At 61.1% G+C, this 15551-nt stretch carries 15 protein-coding genes; 11 read left to right on the top strand and 4 right to left on the bottom strand.

Annotation, left to right across the window (positions count from 1 at the left end; all coding sequences use genetic code 11):
• Nucleotide 1 precedes the first annotated feature (1 nt).
• A complete protein-coding gene (locus GCN74_RS00330; protein WP_152254811.1) occupies nt 2–286 on the bottom strand; it encodes a FeoA family protein in 285 nt (94 codons plus the stop codon).
• Between the two features lie 423 nt (nt 287–709).
• Between GCN74_RS00330 and GCN74_RS00325 the strand changes: the two genes are divergently transcribed.
• Together GCN74_RS00325 and GCN74_RS00320 are read left to right on the top strand one after the other, a co-directional pair.
• Nucleotides 710–925, top strand: coding sequence for a bacterioferritin-associated ferredoxin (locus tag GCN74_RS00325; RefSeq protein ID WP_152254810.1), 216 nt, complete (start codon nt 710–712; stop codon nt 923–925).
• A 17-nt stretch (nt 926–942) separates the two neighbouring features.
• Complete coding sequence (locus GCN74_RS00320) at nt 943–1644, top strand: energy transducer TonB (protein ID WP_152254809.1); 702 nt, start codon at nt 943–945, stop codon at nt 1642–1644.
• 222 nt (nt 1645–1866) lie between these two features.
• On the opposite strand, the gene GCN74_RS00315 is transcribed toward GCN74_RS00320, so the two are convergent.
• On the bottom strand, nt 1867–2547 hold the full coding sequence (locus tag GCN74_RS00315; RefSeq protein ID WP_152254808.1) for a Fe2+-dependent dioxygenase: 681 nt from the start codon (nt 2545–2547) through the stop codon (nt 1867–1869).
• Between the two features lie 420 nt (nt 2548–2967).
• Between GCN74_RS00315 and bfr the strand changes: the two genes are divergently transcribed.
• Nucleotides 2968–3444, top strand: coding sequence for a bacterioferritin (gene bfr / locus GCN74_RS00310; protein ID WP_034778875.1), 477 nt, complete (start codon nt 2968–2970; stop codon nt 3442–3444).
• A 180-nt stretch (nt 3445–3624) separates the two neighbouring features.
• On the opposite strand, the gene GCN74_RS00305 is transcribed toward bfr, so the two are convergent.
• The gene (locus GCN74_RS00305; protein ID WP_152254807.1) at nt 3625–4239 is read right to left on the bottom strand and encodes a glutathione S-transferase N-terminal domain-containing protein; all 615 of its coding nucleotides are present in this window, start codon (nt 4237–4239) and stop codon (nt 3625–3627) included.
• Between the two features lie 277 nt (nt 4240–4516).
• On the opposite strand from GCN74_RS00305, the gene purB reads away from it, so the two are divergent.
• The 6 genes from purB to GCN74_RS00275 all read left to right on the top strand — a co-directional run bounded on the left by purB (nt 4517) and on the right by GCN74_RS00275 (nt 10811).
• Complete coding sequence (purB, locus tag GCN74_RS00300) at nt 4517–5896, top strand: adenylosuccinate lyase (RefSeq protein ID WP_152254806.1); 1380 nt, start codon at nt 4517–4519, stop codon at nt 5894–5896.
• 188 nt (nt 5897–6084) lie between these two features.
• Entirely contained in the window at nt 6085–6609 is a 525-nt protein-coding gene (locus GCN74_RS00295) for a cytochrome b (RefSeq protein ID WP_152255127.1), read from the top strand.
• Between the two features lie 42 nt (nt 6610–6651).
• The gene (locus GCN74_RS00290) at nt 6652–7206 is read left to right on the top strand and encodes a YceI family protein (RefSeq protein WP_152254805.1); all 555 of its coding nucleotides are present in this window, start codon (nt 6652–6654) and stop codon (nt 7204–7206) included.
• A gap of 132 nt (nt 7207–7338) precedes the next feature.
• A complete protein-coding gene (locus GCN74_RS00285; RefSeq protein ID WP_152254804.1) occupies nt 7339–7914 on the top strand; it encodes a YceI family protein in 576 nt (191 codons plus the stop codon).
• Between the two features lie 166 nt (nt 7915–8080).
• Nucleotides 8081–8350: a GlsB/YeaQ/YmgE family stress response membrane protein gene (locus GCN74_RS00280; RefSeq protein ID WP_071075198.1), complete on the top strand. Its 270-nt coding sequence runs from the start codon at nt 8081–8083 to the stop codon at nt 8348–8350.
• Nucleotides 8351–8657: 307 nt separating this feature from the next.
• Complete coding sequence (locus GCN74_RS00275) at nt 8658–10811, top strand: S46 family peptidase (protein ID WP_152254803.1); 2154 nt, start codon at nt 8658–8660, stop codon at nt 10809–10811.
• 69 nt (nt 10812–10880) lie between these two features.
• Here the strand turns inward: GCN74_RS00275 and GCN74_RS00270 are convergent, their stop codons facing one another.
• Nucleotides 10881–11450: a hypothetical protein gene (locus GCN74_RS00270; RefSeq protein WP_152254802.1), complete on the bottom strand. Its 570-nt coding sequence runs from the start codon at nt 11448–11450 to the stop codon at nt 10881–10883.
• 149 nt (nt 11451–11599) lie between these two features.
• Between GCN74_RS00270 and GCN74_RS00265 the strand changes: the two genes are divergently transcribed.
• Both GCN74_RS00265 and GCN74_RS00260 read left to right on the top strand, forming a co-directional pair.
• Nucleotides 11600–13288, top strand: coding sequence for a M14 family zinc carboxypeptidase (locus tag GCN74_RS00265; RefSeq protein WP_152254801.1), 1689 nt, complete (start codon nt 11600–11602; stop codon nt 13286–13288).
• Nucleotides 13289–13378: 90 nt separating this feature from the next.
• Nucleotides 13379–15532, top strand: coding sequence for an FUSC family protein (locus tag GCN74_RS00260; RefSeq protein ID WP_152254800.1), 2154 nt, complete (start codon nt 13379–13381; stop codon nt 15530–15532).
• Nucleotides 15533–15551 lie beyond the last annotated feature (19 nt).

The following is a 15551-nucleotide window of genomic DNA, read 5'->3' as shown; positions in this document are numbered from 1 at the left end:
GTCATTCCGGTTGAGTCAACGGTTGAATCGCGATCAGCGCCGCTTCGAAGCGGCGCAGTGCGAACGTGGCATTGCCGACCTTGATGGCCAGCGGGTCGCCGCCAGGAATGCCGCGCTTGAGCATGCGGATGCGTTCGCCAGGAACGAATCCCAGCTCCATCAGGCGGCGGGGCAGGTCCACGCCGTCCTCCGTCTGTCCTGCCGCATGGGGCGTGATATGCAACACCGTACCGCTCTGGCCGACTGCCAGCGCATCGAGCGTCATCAAGGGTGGAACTAGAGTCATGAGCAAAATCCGTTCAAATTAAGAACACCGGAGACAAGTTGCCGCGCCAGGCGCAGGGCATGCTGCCAGTGTTGTGAGGTAAAACGCAACTGTTGCGCATTACCGACAAGCGGCCTTTCATTATGTCCAGACGGCGACCGTCCGAGACAATACCAGCATTATAAACATGAATGCGAATAGTTTTTATTTAGCCCGGAGAGTGGCCCCTGTCAAGGGCTGTCTCATTCGCGCACACGGCATAGCGGCCCGGCCGCCGGCGTGCCGCGGCGGGCCGCCAGCGGCCGCACGCTTGATCAAAATCGCTTGCATTGTCCCCCGCTTTGCGCGACAATGAAACGTAATGATAATGATTCTCATTAAAACACTAGCAATAATGCTTCGCGGCACTAGTGTATTTTCATCCTCCAGCCAGAAGGTGTATCAATGATTGTATGTGTCTGCAACAACATATCTGATCGTGAAATCCGTCAAGCCGTCGATCTTGGCCTGTCCAGCATGGCCGAGCTGCGCCGCGACCTGGGCGTGGCAACCTGCTGCGGCAAATGCCACACCTGCGCACGGGAAGTGCTGAACGATCACCTGAGCGCTACCGTAGCGCTGCAAGAAACCGTATTGATTCGGGCTGTACTGACAAACTAAAGAAAGCGATGAACGCCATGACGATGATGCCCCCGCCCGTAACGGTGCAGGCCGTGCAACAATTTGCCGACTTCGACAAGAAGCGCAACAAGTTCGCGCCGCTGATGGCCATCGTCGTCCTGCACCTCGCCGGGTTCTACGCGATCCAGAGCGGCTTGCTGAGCAAAGTCGTCACGGCGGCCATGCCGACCATCACCACCATCAGCATCATCGCCCCGCCGGCGCCGCCCAAGCCGCCGGCACCGTCCGTCCCCAAAACCGTGGAACTGAGCGCGCCCATGCCGCGCGCCGTGATCCCGCCGCTGCCGCTGATCGCCGTGGCGCCCACGGAACCGACCATCACGCCGCCGCAGCCGACGCGCGCCGAAGCGGCCCCCGTAGCCACCGCCGCGCCGACAGCGCCATCGGCACCGTCGCCCACGCCGCCGGCCCCGTCCACGCCGCGCACCGTCAGCAGCGTCGAATACATCAAGGCGCCGCAACTGATCTACCCGAATCTGTCGCGCCGCCTGGGCGAAAGCGGCACCGTGGTGTTGCGCATCCTGATCAATGAAAAGGGCTTGCCCGAGCAAATCCTGATCCACAAATCGACCGGCTACGGCAACCTCGACGAAGCGGGCCGCCAGGCAGCGCAGCGCGCGCTGTTCAAACCCATGATCGAAAACGGCAAGCCCGTGCCCGTGTACGTGCTCGTCCCGCTGACCTTCCAACTGAGCTAGCCTTCCGGCGGCCCTTGCGCCGCTGCCAGCCCGCAAGCATCGCACCGTGTGCCCTGCTTGCTTTTTTGCGCCCTGTTTTTAGTCAAGCGATTTGCTTGTTTCAGTCTGCCAGCCTACATCCCCGGGCCAGGCAGACTTTTTTTTGTCCGCGATGGGGGTCAGACCCTCAACACCGCCAACGCCAAGCTCAGCGCCAACGTCGCCGGGGGTCTGACCCCAGCCTCACATCTCCGCCCACATCCGCAGCAGGTTGTGATAATGCCCCGTCAAGCCCACGGTCGCCGGTGAATCGCCGTGCGCGCCGCGCACGCTCTGGATGTTCTGGTCGAGCTCAAACAGCATGCTGCGCTTCCAATCCTCGCGCACCATGCTTTGCGTCCACAGGAAGGAGCAGATGCGCTCGCCGCTGGTGACGGGCAGCACTTGATGCACGCTGCTCGACGGATACACGATCACGTCGCCCGCCGGCAGTTTCACTTCATGCGTGCCGTAGGAATCGACCACCACCAGCTCGCCGCCTTCGTATTCGTCCGGTTCGCTGAGGAACACGGTCGACGAGACGTCGGCGCGCATCGACTGCATGCCGTTTTTCGGCGTGCGGATGGCGCCGTCGATATGCAGGCCATAGTGCTCGCCGCCCGCATAGCTGTTGAAGAACGGCGGCAGGATGCGCAGCGGCAGCACGGCCGAGAAGAACAGCGGATTGGCCATCAGCGCGCGGCTGACGATCTCGCCCAATTCCAGCGCCAGCGGCGAGCCCTCGGCCAGCTGGCGGTTGCGCTTGACCTGCGCCCCTTGCGCCCCGACGCTGGCGCGCCCATCGACCCAGTCCGTCTGCGCCAGGCGCTGGCGAAACTGCGTCACCTGTTCCGGCGTCAGCACGCCGGGTATATGCAGCATCATCTTGCTTTCCTTTATCGTGAAATTCCCCGCTGATTATCGCATCGCCACCGGCGGCCAAGAATACATAAAGGCAAGAACGGCGCAAACATTGCGCGCCGTTTTCACACGGCCGTAGCGGCGTGCCGACCATCCCCACAAGACGGCATGAACGCGAATGAGAATGGCCTTCATTTTCCTTAACAAATAAAAAACGGAAAAATGTGGCAATCCATTTGAGAATGGGTTTTATTCGCACGATATTTACGTTAAAAAGACGGAAAAATGCCGTTTACCGCCCGAAATCGCCCATATTTTGCGCTATCATGCGGGCATAGCGAGACCGGTAATCGCGCGCCACCAGGCAGCCCTTCGCCACCCGGCCGTGGCCGCCAGCAGCCTCCGGTTTCATCATCGAACGCGACACAGAACAAAGGAAATCCCATGAAGGGCGATAAAGAAGTCATCCGCATGCTCAACGCGCAGCTCACCAACGAACTGTCGGCCATCAACCAGTACTTCCTGCATGCACGCATGTACAAGCACTGGGGCCTGGAAAAGCTGGGCAAGAAGGAATACGAAGAATCGATCGGCGAAATGAAACACGCCGACAAGCTGATCGACCGCATCCTGATGCTCGACGGCCTGCCTAACCTGCAAGCGCTGCACAAGCTGCTGATCGGCGAGAACACGCCGGAAATGCTGGAATGCGATTTGAAGCTGGAACGCGCCGCGCACGCCACCGTCAAGGAAGGCATCGCCATCAGCGAAAAAGCGGGTGATTACGTGTCGCGCGACCTGTTCCTGATGATCCTGGAAGACACGGAAGAGCATATCGACTGGCTCGAAACGCAGATCGACCTGATCGCCAAGATCGGCATCCAGAACTACCTGCAAAGCCAGATGGCTGTTGAGGAATGATGACACCTGATCAAACCTGCTGCGCGTCGGCACAGGCGGCCTGCGATGCTCACCGTACTGGAGTACGGTTGCGCTTCCCGGCCACCTCTACCTTCCGCTCGCTACGGTTTGATCAGGCGGCGTAACCTTGGTGGTGAAATAAAAAAACCGGCAATTGCCGGTTTTTTTACGTCCGGGCCCTTACTGCGGCACGGTGTCCTTGAATGATTGCCGCTCGGACAGCTTGTCGAACAAACGCGCCAGCGCGGGGTGATCGGCGCGCCAGTCGATTTCCGGGAAGCGGAAGCTGAGCCAGCCCAGGGTGCAGCCCACGGCCACGTCGGCCAGGGTGTAGTTCTTGCCGGCGCAATACGCGCTCTCGCCCAGGCGCGCTTCCAGCGCCGCCAGGCCCAGGGTGATCTTGTCGAGCTGGCGCGCGATCCAGGCGGCGCTTTGCTGCTCGGGCGGACGCTGCGTGCGCTCCAGGCGCACCAGCACGCCCGCATCGAGGATGCCGTCGGCCAGCGCTTCCCAGTTCTTGATATCGGCCCGCTCGCGGCCATTGCCGCCGGCCGGCAGCAGCTTGCACACGGGCGTGAGCGTGTCGAGGTATTCGACGATGACTTTCGAATCGATCAAGGTGCTGCCATCCTCCATCACCAGGCAGGGCACCTTGCCCAGCGGATTGGCCTGGGCGATGCGGGTTTCCGGCACCCACACGTTTTCCAGCTCGAAGACATAGTCGAGCTTTTTTTCCGCCAGCACGATACGGGCTTTGCGGACATACGGGCTGGCGAGGGAACCGATCAGTTTCATAGGTACTTTAAGGTAAAGGAGCAGCAAGCAGTATAGCATCGGCGGCAGCGGCATTTGGCAGCGCGCACCCGGCGCCCGGCACGGTGTGGCAGGCACGCCGCATCGGGGCCCGATTCGGCCGGAATGGGGGCCATCAGCAGCCGACGGACGGCTGGCCGGCGGCCAGCGGTGGTAAAATCGCCCTTTACTGTGGCGCCGTCAGTGTTGCTGTATTGCAATAGCCCTGCCCTCCCCGCGCGCCACACGCCAACCGTTTCTTTAACTTGCGTCCGCTCTCATGACTTCTACTACTCCGTATTCCACGCTGTCGGCCCTGTCTCCGCTCGATGGCCGCTACGCCAGCAAGACCGATCTGCTGCGCCCGATCCTGTCCGAAGCCGGTTTCATGCACCACCGCGTGAAAGTGGAAATCTCCTGGCTGCAAGCGCTGTCGCAAGCCGGTTTCGCTGAAATCAAGCCGTTCTCGGCCGAAGCGACCGCCCTGCTCGACAAGATGGCGGCCGACTTCTCGGAAGCCGACGCGGCCCGCATCAAGGCCATCGAAGCGGTCACCAACCACGACGTCAAGGCCGTCGAATACTGGCTGAAGGAACAAGTGGCGGACGTGCCGGAACTGGTGGCGGCGTCGGAATTCATCCATTTCGCCTGCACCTCGGAAGACATCAACAACACGTCGCACGGCATGATGCTGAAAGCGGCCCGCGATGGCGTGATGCTGCCGGCCTTGAACGGCCTGGTGGCCAAGCTGACGCAGATCGCGCACGACAATGCCGACGTACCGATGCTGTCGCGCACGCACGGCCAGACGGCCAGCCCGACCACCCTGGGCAAGGAATTTGCCAACGTCGTGGCCCGCTTGCAGCGCGCCGTGAAACGCATCGCGCAAGTGGAAATCCTCGGCAAGATGAATGGCGCCGTCGGCAACTACAACGCCCACCTGTCCGCCTACCCGGGCTTCGACTGGCCCGCCTTCTCGCAAGCCGTCATCGAACAGCGCCTGGGCCTGGTGTTCAATCCCTACACCATCCAGATCGAGCCGCACGACTACATGGCCGAACTGTTCGACGCCTTCGCGCGCGCCAACACGATCCTGCTGGACCTGAACCGCGACATCTGGACGTATGTCTCGCTGGGCTACTTCAAGCAGAAGCTGAAGGCGGGCGAAATCGGCTCCTCGACCATGCCGCACAAGGTCAATCCGATCGACTTCGAAAACTCGGAAGGCAACCTGGGCCTGGCCAACGCCGTGCTGAAGCACCTGTCGGAAAAACTGCCCGTCTCGCGCATGCAGCGCGACCTGACCGATTCGACCGTGCTGCGCAACATCGGCGTGGGCCTCGGCTACACCCTGCTGGCCTATGACAGCTGCCTGCGCGGCCTGAACAAGCTGGAAGTGAACCATGCGCGCCTGGCGCAAGACCTGGACACGACGTGGGAAGTGCTGGCCGAGCCCGTGCAAACCGTGATGCGCCGCTATGGCATCGAAAACCCGTACGAGCAGCTGAAAGAGCTGACGCGCGGCAAGGGCATCTCGAAAGAAGCGCTGCAAACCTTCGTCAATGGCCTGGCCATTCCGCAGGATGCCAAGGACGTGCTGCTGACCATGACGCCGGCTAACTACATCGGTATCGCGGCGCAGCTGGCCAAGGCCATCTAAGCAGCCATCGCTCCCCGGATCGCGCCGATCCGCTGCCGCGGGGCGGCCAGCACACAAATGCTGGCCGCCCCGCGGTTTTTCCGGCAGTCTTTCTTGTAGAATCTCCAGCACGCAGCGCAATTTGCTTTTCTTTGGTATATTAGGCCGAATTAGTCCTAATGCGTACTACTTTCAAGAAAGCCCCGCCGATGCAACGCTACACCACCACCGCCATCATCCTGCACTGGCTGACCGCCCTGCTGATCATCAGCGCCTTTGTCATGGGCCTGGTCATGACGGACATTCCCGGCCTGACGCCCACCAAGCTCAAATATTTCTCCTGGCACAAATGGCTGGGCGTGACCGTGCTGGCCATCGCTGCCATCCGCCTGCTGTGGCGCAAGGCCAACGTGCCGCCGCCGCACCCGGCCAGCATGCTTGCCTGGCAAAAAAAGGCGGCCGACGCCATGCACGTGCTGCTGTACATCCTGATCTTCGCCGTGCCCATCTCCGGCTACCTGTACACCCTGGCCGCCGGCGTGCCGGTGGTGTACCTGGGCCTGTTCCAGCTGCCCGTCATCATGGCGCCGAACCCGGAACTTAAGCCGCTTTTAAAAGAAATTCATTATGTTCTGAACATGACGATGGCCGCCGCCGTGGCCGCCCATGTGCTGGCGGCGCTGAAGCACCAGTTCATCGACCGCGACGGCGTGCTGAAACGCATGCTGCCGTAACACCGCCTTCCCCTTGCTCACTGAAACTCCAGGAAAAATAAGATGAAAACCACCCAACGCATCGTCCTCGCTTCCCTGCTGGGCCTGTCCGTGGCCGCCACCGCCGCCACCTTGCTGAAAGTCGATCCCGCCAAGACCAGCGTGTCGGCCGTGTTCAAGCAAATGAACGTGCCCGTGGAAGCGAAGTTCAAGAAATTCAATATCGCCATCGATTACAACCCGGCTACGCCGGACGCCTCGAAAGCGTCGGTGGAAATCGAGACGGCCAGCATCGATATCGGCGACCCGGAATACAACAAGGAAGTGGCCAAGAAAGAATGGTTCAACGCGGCGCAATTCCCGAAAGCCACATTCGTCTCGAACAGCATCAAGGCCGCCGGTGCGGGCAAGCTGACGGTATCGGGCAAGCTGAGCATCAAAGGCAAGACCACCGACGTGACCTTCCCCCTGACGGTGAAAGCCGATGGCGGCAAATATGCATTTGACGGCGCCTTGCCCATCAAGCGCCTGACCTACAACATCGGCGAAGGCGAGTGGAAGGACACGAGCATGGTTGCCGATGAGGTCACGATCAAGTTCCATGTTTCGGCTCAGTAACGCCTGAGAAAACGTCCATGACTGCGTTGCTCTTGCCTCGTCGTACTATTCGTACTGCCTTCGGCAAGGCGCCTTGTCCTGAACGTTTTTCAGACGTTAGCAAAAACAACCCCACAACCCTTTAGGATCTGCATGAAATTTTCGCACTTGATGATCGCCGTGCTGGCAGCCGCCGGCGCCGGTTCGGCCATGGCCGCTACCGACACCTACAATCTCGACCCGACGCACACCTTCCCCAGCTTCGAAGCCGATCACATGGGCATGTCCGTATGGCGTGGCAAGTTCAACAAGACCAAGGGCACGGTCGCCCTGGACCGCGCCGCCAAGACGGGCAGCCTGGACCTGGTCATCGATGCCGATTCGATCGACTTCGGCCTCGATGCCATGAACACGCACGCGAAAAAAGCGGACATGTTCAACGTCGAGAAATTCCCGCAGATCACCTACAAGAGCACATCGCTCAAGTTCAACGGTGAGCAGCTGGTGGAAGTCGATGGCGAGCTGACCCTGCTGGGCGTGACCAAGCCCGTCAAGCTGAACGTGAGCAAGTTCAAGTGCATCATGCACCCGCGCTACAAGCGCGAAGTGTGCGGCGCCGATGCCAGCGCGGAATTCAAGCGCAGCGACTTTGGCCTGAACTACGGCATGCCGGCGTTCTCGCCGGAAGTCAAGCTGGCCATCCAGGTTGAAGCGATCAAGGCCGATTAAGTACCGCCTTGCCGCCTGACAAGCCCGCCTCGCTGCCCGCAGCCAGGCGGGCTTTTGCATGTGCCGCGCGAATCCGCTGGACTTTTCTATCGTGCGGCATCAGTATCACCTGGCATGATGTTTTTCTAACATGGCACCCCTACTCACCCATCGCGCGGAGGACTACATGAATTTCATTATCTGGATCGTTATTGGCGGCGTCATCGGCTGGCTGGCCAGCATGGTCATGAAAACCGATGCGCAACAAGGCATCTTCCTCAATATCGTCGTCGGCATCGTGGGTGCCTTCCTGGGCGGCTGGCTGCTGGCGCCCCTGTTCGGCACGGGCACCATCAATAGCGACAACTTCAGCCTGTCCTCGCTGCTCGTTTCCTTCCTGGGCGCCGTGATCCTGCTGGGCATCGTGAATCTTTTGCGCCGCGGCAAAATACGCTAGACGGGCAAACGCCCTCCATCACGAAGTGGCCGGGCCGCGCCAGCGCCCGGCCATTTTTCATTTCCGCCAAGACAATTGTATGGACAATACCACAGCCGTTGCACGGAAAAATGGGGCCTGGCGGCCGGATTCTTCCCCTGTACCACTAAAAATTATGTCATTTAAGCAAGCAAGTGCAAACATGCTGCCCGGAAAATGTGATTGACTAGTGCGAGTTCGATACGGATACTCTAGGTCGCCCGCTGAGAAAAAACACTGGGTACACGTTGGTTCCGACTTCCCACCATGTAAAAAGACTAGAACTCGAATGAAAAAATCTTTAATCGCGCTCGCCATCCTGAGCAACTTCGCACACGCCGACGAAGGCATGTGGATGCCCCAACAGCTGCCACAAGTAGCCAAGGAACTGAAAGCCGCCGGATTGAAACTGGACCCGACCACCCTGACCAAACTGACCGAGTTCCCGATGGGCGCCATCGTCAGCCTGGGCGGTTGCTCGGCGTCGTTCGTCTCGCCGCAAGGCCTGGTTGCCACCAACCACCACTGCGTCTACAACAGCGTGGCGGTCAATTCGACCAAAGAGCGCGATTTGCTGGCCAACGGCTTCCTGGCCAAGACCTATGCTGAAGAATTGCCGGCCGCCCCAGGCAGCCGCATCTTCGTCACCTCGGCCGTGACCAATGTCAGCGACAAGATCATCACGGCCGACGTGGCCAAGCTGCAAGGCAAGGCACGCATCGACGCGATCGAGAAAAACCAGAAGAAACTGGTCGCCGAATGCGAAAAAGAAGCTGGCTTCCGCTGCACCGTGTCGAGCTACTACGGCGGCCTGGAGTTCTACCTGATCAAGCAACTGGAAATCCGCGACGTGCGCCTGGTGCACGCGCCTCCGGCCGGCGTGGGCAAGTTCGGCGGCGACACCGACAACTGGATGTGGCCGCGCCACACGGGCGACTACGGTTTCTACCGCGCCTATGTCAGCAAGGACGGCAAGGCTGCCGACTTCAGCAAGGACAACGTGCCATACCAGCCAAAACACGTGCTGAAACTGGCCAAGGATGGCTTGAAAGAAGGCGATTTCGTCATGGCGCTGGGCTACCCTGGCCGCACCAACCGTCACCGCCTGCCATCGGAAGTGGCGTTCACGTTTGACTGGAACTACCCGGCCTTCGTGAAAGCGTCGGGCGAAACCCTGGCCATCATCGCGCGCGAAACCAAGGACAACAAGGATGTTGCCCTGAAATACGCGGGCCAGGTGGCTGGCGTGAACAACTACTACAAGAACCGCCAGGGCATGCTCGATTCGTACGCGGGCAGCGACTTCCTGGCACGCAAGACGGCAGAACATGAAGCCCTGAAAACCTGGGTCAACGCGAATGCAGCCCGCAAGGCGGAATTTGCCGGCGACATCGAGCAAGTGGAAAAGCTGATCGCCGAACGCGATGCCGACACCAAGCGCGATTTCTTCCTGGGCTACGCACAGCCACGCCTGCTGAACACGGCACGCAGCCTGTACCGCCTGTCCAACGAAAGCACCAAGGCCGATACGGAACGCAAGTCCGGCTACCAGTCGCGCGACTTGCCACGCCTGGAAGCGGGCATCACGTCGGTCGAACGCACCTACGATGAAAAAGTCGACAAGGCGCTGGTACTGAACAGCCTGGCCAAGTACGCCGCGCAACCGGCAGCACAGCGCCGCGCCAGCTTCGACGCCGCCATCGGCATCAAGGACGGCATGTCGCAAGCCGAGCTGTCCGCCGCCCTGGACAAACTGTATGCGGGCAGCAAGCTGGCCGACAAGGCCGAGCGCGCAGCATGGCTGAAACGCACGCCAGCCGAATTCCAGGCCAGCAAGGACAGCTTCATCCAGGCAGCCGTTGCCATGTATCCGGATTCGCTGAAAAACGAAGCGGAAGACGAAGAACTGGCCGGCAAGATCCAGCAAGCCTACGCCAACTACATGAAAGCCAAGATCGCCTTCATGAAGAGCAAGGGCCAAGCCGTCTATCCTGACGCCAACAGCACCCTGCGCGTGACCTTCGGCCGCGTTGCCGGCCGTGACCATGGCGCCGATGGCACCACCTGGACCGCCTTCACCACCGTCAATGGCGTGGTGGCCAAAGCCACGGGCCAGGGCGAGTTCAATGCACCGGCAAATCAACTGGCCGCGATCAAAGCCAAGGACTTCGGCAAATTTGTCGATCCGAAGCTGAAAACCGTGCCGGTCGACTACCTGGCGACCCTGGACATCACCGGCGGCAACTCCGGTTCGGCTGCGCTGAACTCGAAAGGCGAATTCATCGGCCTGGCCTTCGACGGCACCCTGGACTCGATCATTTCCGATTGGGACTACAACAAGGCCAACACCCGTTCGATCCAGGTCGACCTGCGCTACATGCTGTGGAACATGAAACACATCGACCACGCAGACAACCTGTTGAAAGAAATGGGCGCTGAATAACAAAAAGCAATAACCCGGTAACGGGCGCTTGTCACCTGAGCCACTCCTGCGGGAGTGGCTTTTTTTCGTCTAGCGCCTGACCTTTGAAAACCGGTAAGGCACGGCTTGCTCCGCGCCAAACACCTGCCCCCGGCCGCTTCCCAGCGGCAGCATCACGCGCCGCCCCTGCTGCAGCAGCAAGGCCAGGTCGGCGCCGGGAAAACGCTGCGCCAGCAAGGCATAAGCTTGCTGCTCGACGGGGGCGGCAAGGATCACGATGCGGTAGTCGCTATCGCCCAGGTCCAGCAACAGCGCGGCGACCTCGTCCGGCCCCGGCAACGCCGTGATGCGCAGGCGCGCGCTGCCCTTGACGAGCTCGAAGGCAGACCACAGGGGCAAGGTGCGCTGCGTGGCGCCGATCTGCAGCCGCGGCGCGTGGTGCGCATGCGCCGACGTCAGCACGATGTCAGGGCGCTCTTCCGGCACGGCCCCATCGACAGCCAGCAGCCAGCCCCGGTAGCGTATCAGCGCGCCCTGCGCCGTGGCCGTGACGGACCCGCCCTGCGCCACGGGCTCCTTGCCCGCAGGCAAGCGCAACGGCGCCGCCTGTGCCGCCAGGCAAGCCCACCACACCAGCGCCGCCATCGCTGCCTTGCCCATGCCACCTCCCTTGCGCGTGAAACGTATTCATAACACAAGTCCCGCACTTGCCTGCTGCTGCGCCTCAAGCCCATGGCGCCGGTGCTACAATTGGCCCCTAGCGGGCGTACTTACCCAGCGCGCCTTCCCCCTCCCAGACTCAGACCGCTATGCCACCAGACTTGCGCACGACCTACGAACTCGGTAACCACAACCAGACCACGACCTGGCTGGAATGCATCACTTTCTACAAAGATCTCGCCGCACGCTATCCGCAAGTGCTGCATTTCGAACAGATCGGCCTGTCCGACTCGGGCGTGCCCATCCACGCTGGCGTCGTCAGCGCGGACGGCGTCTTCGACCGCGAGCAGATCAAGCGCGCGGGCCGCACCGTGTTCTTCAACAACAACGGCATCCATCCGGGCGAACCGGAAGGCATCGACGCCTGCATGGCCATCGTGCGCGACCTCTGCACGCAGCCCGAACGCCTGGCGGCGCTGGGCAGCACCGTGCTGCTGTTCATCCCGATCTACAACGTCGATGGCAGCCTGAACCGTGCCAACACGTCGCGCGTGAACCAGGATGGTCCGGAACAGTTCGGTTTCCGCGGCAATAGCCGCCACCTGGACCTGAACCGCGATTTCATCAAGTGCGACAGCCTGAACGCGCAAGTGTTCAACCGCCTGCTGGCCAGCTGGGACCCGGACGTGATGGTCGACACGCATACCTCCAACGGCGCCGACTACCCGTACACGATGACCCTGATCCACACGCAGACGGATAAGCTGGGCAATGGCCTGGGGCCCTTCCTGCAAGACACCATGCTGCCGCACATCTTTGCGCAGATGGAACAGGCCGGCTGGCCCACCTGCCCGTATGTGAATCCCGTCAAGGACAGCCCCGACCACGGCATCGCCGAATTCCTCGAAGTGCCCCGTTTCTCGACGGGTTTTGCCGCCTTGCATCACGTCATCGGTTTCATGCCGGAAACGCACATGCTGAAACCGTTTGCCGACCGCTACGCGTCCATGCGCGCCCTGCTCGACATCACCATGGCGTTCACGGTCAAACATGGCGAACAGATCAAGCAGCTGCGCGCGCAAGCGAAGGCGGCAGGACGCACGCAAGCCGCATGGCCCATCCACTGGGCCATGAACGAAGAGCAACCGTCGACCTTCCCTTTCAAGGGCTATGCGGCCACCTACACGCCGAGTCTCCTCGGCGACTACCAGCGCCTGTCCTACGACCGCTCGCAGCCGTGGGAGCGCGACATCGCCTACTACAACCGCTTCGATGCGGACGTCACCGTGGACGCGCCGAAGGCCTATGTCGTGCCGCAGGCATGGCGCGAAGTCATCGAGCGCCTGCGCTGGAATGGCGTGGAAATGCACCGCATCACCGCCGAACAGACCTTAACGGCGCGCTACTACCACATCCATAACGTGGGCACCCGCGCGACCGCCTACGAAGGCCACATGTTCCACGACACGGTGGACGTGGAGGCGCGCACGGGCCAGTTCACCGTGCAGGCGGGCGACTATGTGGTCAGCCTGGAGCAGGACAATGCGCGCTACGCCGTGGAAACCCTGGAACCCGAGGCGCACGACAGCTTCTTCCGCTGGGGCTTCTTCAACAGTGTGCTGGAGAAGAAGGAAGCGTTTTCCGATTACGTGTTCGAGGACATGGCGTCCGAACTGCTGCGCGACGAGCCGGCGCTGGCCGCCAAGTTTGCCGAATGGAAAGCGGCGAATCCGGCCTTGCTGAGCAATCAGGAAGCCGTGCTGAACTTCATCTTTGCACACTGCCAGCGCTTTGCCGAGCCGGAATGGCGTCGATATCCCGTGATTGCCCTCATGTAACTCGGGGCTGTAGCGAATGCAACATCCTGGCGCCGCATCGGAGACCCCGGTGCGGCGCCTCTTTCTGTGCCCTACCCACAAGGTAATCCCATGCACTACGCACTGAACCTGCGCACCTTTATTTACAGCCATTATTTTTACCTGGGCTTGCGCGTGGCCATCGGTCTCGTCGGCCTGGCCTTGCTGACCCAGGAAATCAGCGACAGCAATACCGCCATGACGGTATGCATCGGCGCCCTGTGCACGACCCTGATGGACATGCCCAGCCCCCTGCGCCACAAGTTCAACGAAATGCTGGCCTCCGTGCTGCTGTGCAGTGCCGTCACCCTGCTGATCAGCCTGTGCGGCCCCGTGCACTGGCTGCTGCTGACGGTACTCGTGCTGGTCAGTTTCCTCGCCAGCATGATGGTGGTGTACGGCAAGAAATCGATGCCCTTGCAACTGGCCGCCCTGTTCATCATGACCATGTCGATGGAGCACCAGATGACGTGGCAGCAATCGTTTCACCACGCGGGCCTGTTCATGCTGGGGGGATTGATTTACCTGGCCTATGCCATGGCCATCGCCTGGGTCTTGCGCCACCGCATCAAGCAGCAAGTGCTGGCCGAAGCCCTGTTCGAACTGGCCGCCTACATCGACATCAAGGCCGATTTCTACGACACCCGTTTTAACCTGACGGAGCAGTTCAACAAGCTGGTGCGCCACCAAAGCATCCTGGCCGACCGCCAGCAGGCGTCGCGCGACTTGATCTTGCGCAGCCACAAGAACAGCAAGGATGCCATCGTCGTGCAAGTCCACGTATGCATGCTGGATCTGTATGAGCTGATCCTCTCCACGCACACGGATTACGCGCTGCTGCGCCAGCACCTGGCCGACTCCGACGTGCTCAAATCCCTGCACGACCTCGCCTACAAGGCTGCGCGCGATATCGAATCCGTGGCGTATGCCGTCACGCGCAAGCGCGCCTCGTATGCGCAGATCAGCTACGACAAGGAGTGGGCCGACATCGAGGGGGAAATTGCCCGCCTGCATGCGAAAGGCGACAGCGCGCAGGAAGCGCTGGCCACCTTGCGCGCACAGCGCAACAAGATCCGCGCCATCTTAAAAATGATCGCGGACCTGCACCTGGCCAGCCAGAAAGTCTATGACAACGTGCCGTTCTGGAGCGGCGCGGACATGGCGCCCTTCCTGTCGCAGCAGAAATACGAACTGAAGACCCTGCTGTCGAACCTGCGCCTGGACTCGCCCGTGTTCCGCTTCGCCCTGCGCGTATCGATGGCCATTTCCGTGGGATTGGCCATCGGCCACTGGCTGCCGTATGCGGCGCACAGCTACTGGATCGTGCTGACCATCGTCATCATTTTGCGCCCCACGTTCAGCATGACGCGCCAGCGCCGGGCCGACCGCATCATCGGCACCATCATCGGCTGCGTCATCACGGCCATCGTGATCCGTTTCGTGCACAGCAATATCGTGCTGATGGCCATCCTGTTCCTGTCCATCGTGGCCACGCCCACCTTCATCTATTTGCGCTACCGCTACACGGCCATCGCCGTCAGCCTGATGATTCTGCTGCAAATGCACCTGGTGGCGCCCAGCAACCCGAACCTCGTCAGCGAACGCCTGATCGATACCCTGATCGGCGCGTTTGTTGCCACCGTGTTCAGTTTCGTGCTGGCCAATTGGGAATACCAGAGCCTGCCACGCCTCGTGCGCCAGGTGCTGAATGTGAACTTGAGCTATATGCAGGCCAGCTTCGAGCTGCTGCAGGGGAAATGTTTCGATGACTTCGCCTACCGCATCGAGCGCAAACGCCTGATGGACAGCCTGGCAGCGCTCAGCTCGGCGCTGGTGCGCATGCTCGACGAACCGGCCAGCAAACAGCGGGCCGTGGAAGACATCAACCTGTTCATCGTGCAAAACTACCTGCTGGTCGCCCACGTGGCGGCCCTGCGTTCCATCCTGGGGCGGCATGCCAGCCAGCTGCCTGTCGCCCCCGTCAACGCCTTGCTCAGCCACAGCCATACGCAAGTGTGTTTGACCCTGTCGCGCGCGCTGGAGCAGCTCGACAACAAGGCCGCCATCTGCGCGCCGCTGGCCGCCCCAGCCGTGCCGCCGGTCAGCGACGTGGCCTGGTCGGGCTGGCCGCTGGTCCAGAGACGCATCCGATTGTTGCAGGCCGATGCGGACAAGATCGTGATACATAGCGCGGCGATCGTGCATATTGTGGCACCGCGCGCCTGACAAAAAGTCCATGGCGTTG

Source organism: Janthinobacterium sp. FT14W (genome assembly GCF_009208755.1).
Taxonomy (GTDB): domain Bacteria; phylum Pseudomonadota; class Gammaproteobacteria; order Burkholderiales; family Burkholderiaceae_D; genus Janthinobacterium; species Janthinobacterium violaceinigrum.
The sequence above is the reverse complement of the archived record's forward strand: the minus strand, read 5'-3'. Positions and strand labels throughout refer to the sequence as shown.

Excerpts from the sequence above, each read along its gene's own strand:
- GCN74_RS00275 (WP_152254803.1), top strand. The coding sequence starts at position 8,658 with ATGAAAAAATCTTTAATCGCGCTCGCCATCCTGAGCAACTTCGCACAC.
- GCN74_RS00305 (WP_152254807.1), bottom strand. The coding sequence starts at position 4,239 with ATGAAACTGATCGGTTCCCTCGCCAGCCCGTATGTCCGCAAAGCCCGT.
- GCN74_RS00290 (WP_152254805.1), top strand. The coding sequence starts at position 6,652 with ATGAAAACCACCCAACGCATCGTCCTCGCTTCCCTGCTGGGCCTGTCC.
- GCN74_RS00270 (WP_152254802.1), bottom strand. The coding sequence starts at position 11,450 with ATGGGCAAGGCAGCGATGGCGGCGCTGGTGTGGTGGGCTTGCCTGGCG.
- GCN74_RS00315 (WP_152254808.1), bottom strand. The coding sequence starts at position 2,547 with ATGATGCTGCATATACCCGGCGTGCTGACGCCGGAACAGGTGACGCAG.
- GCN74_RS00280 (WP_071075198.1), top strand. The coding sequence starts at position 8,081 with ATGAATTTCATTATCTGGATCGTTATTGGCGGCGTCATCGGCTGGCTG.
- GCN74_RS00265 (WP_152254801.1), top strand. The coding sequence starts at position 11,600 with ATGCCACCAGACTTGCGCACGACCTACGAACTCGGTAACCACAACCAG.
- GCN74_RS00325 (WP_152254810.1), top strand. The coding sequence starts at position 710 with ATGATTGTATGTGTCTGCAACAACATATCTGATCGTGAAATCCGTCAA.
- GCN74_RS00285 (WP_152254804.1), top strand. The coding sequence starts at position 7,339 with ATGAAATTTTCGCACTTGATGATCGCCGTGCTGGCAGCCGCCGGCGCC.
- GCN74_RS00330 (WP_152254811.1), bottom strand. The coding sequence starts at position 286 with ATGACTCTAGTTCCACCCTTGATGACGCTCGATGCGCTGGCAGTCGGC.
- GCN74_RS00295 (WP_152255127.1), top strand. The coding sequence starts at position 6,085 with ATGCAACGCTACACCACCACCGCCATCATCCTGCACTGGCTGACCGCC.
- GCN74_RS00260 (WP_152254800.1), top strand. The coding sequence starts at position 13,379 with ATGCACTACGCACTGAACCTGCGCACCTTTATTTACAGCCATTATTTT.
- purB (WP_152254806.1), top strand. The coding sequence starts at position 4,517 with ATGACTTCTACTACTCCGTATTCCACGCTGTCGGCCCTGTCTCCGCTC.
- GCN74_RS00320 (WP_152254809.1), top strand. The coding sequence starts at position 943 with ATGACGATGATGCCCCCGCCCGTAACGGTGCAGGCCGTGCAACAATTT.
- bfr (WP_034778875.1), top strand. The coding sequence starts at position 2,968 with ATGAAGGGCGATAAAGAAGTCATCCGCATGCTCAACGCGCAGCTCACC.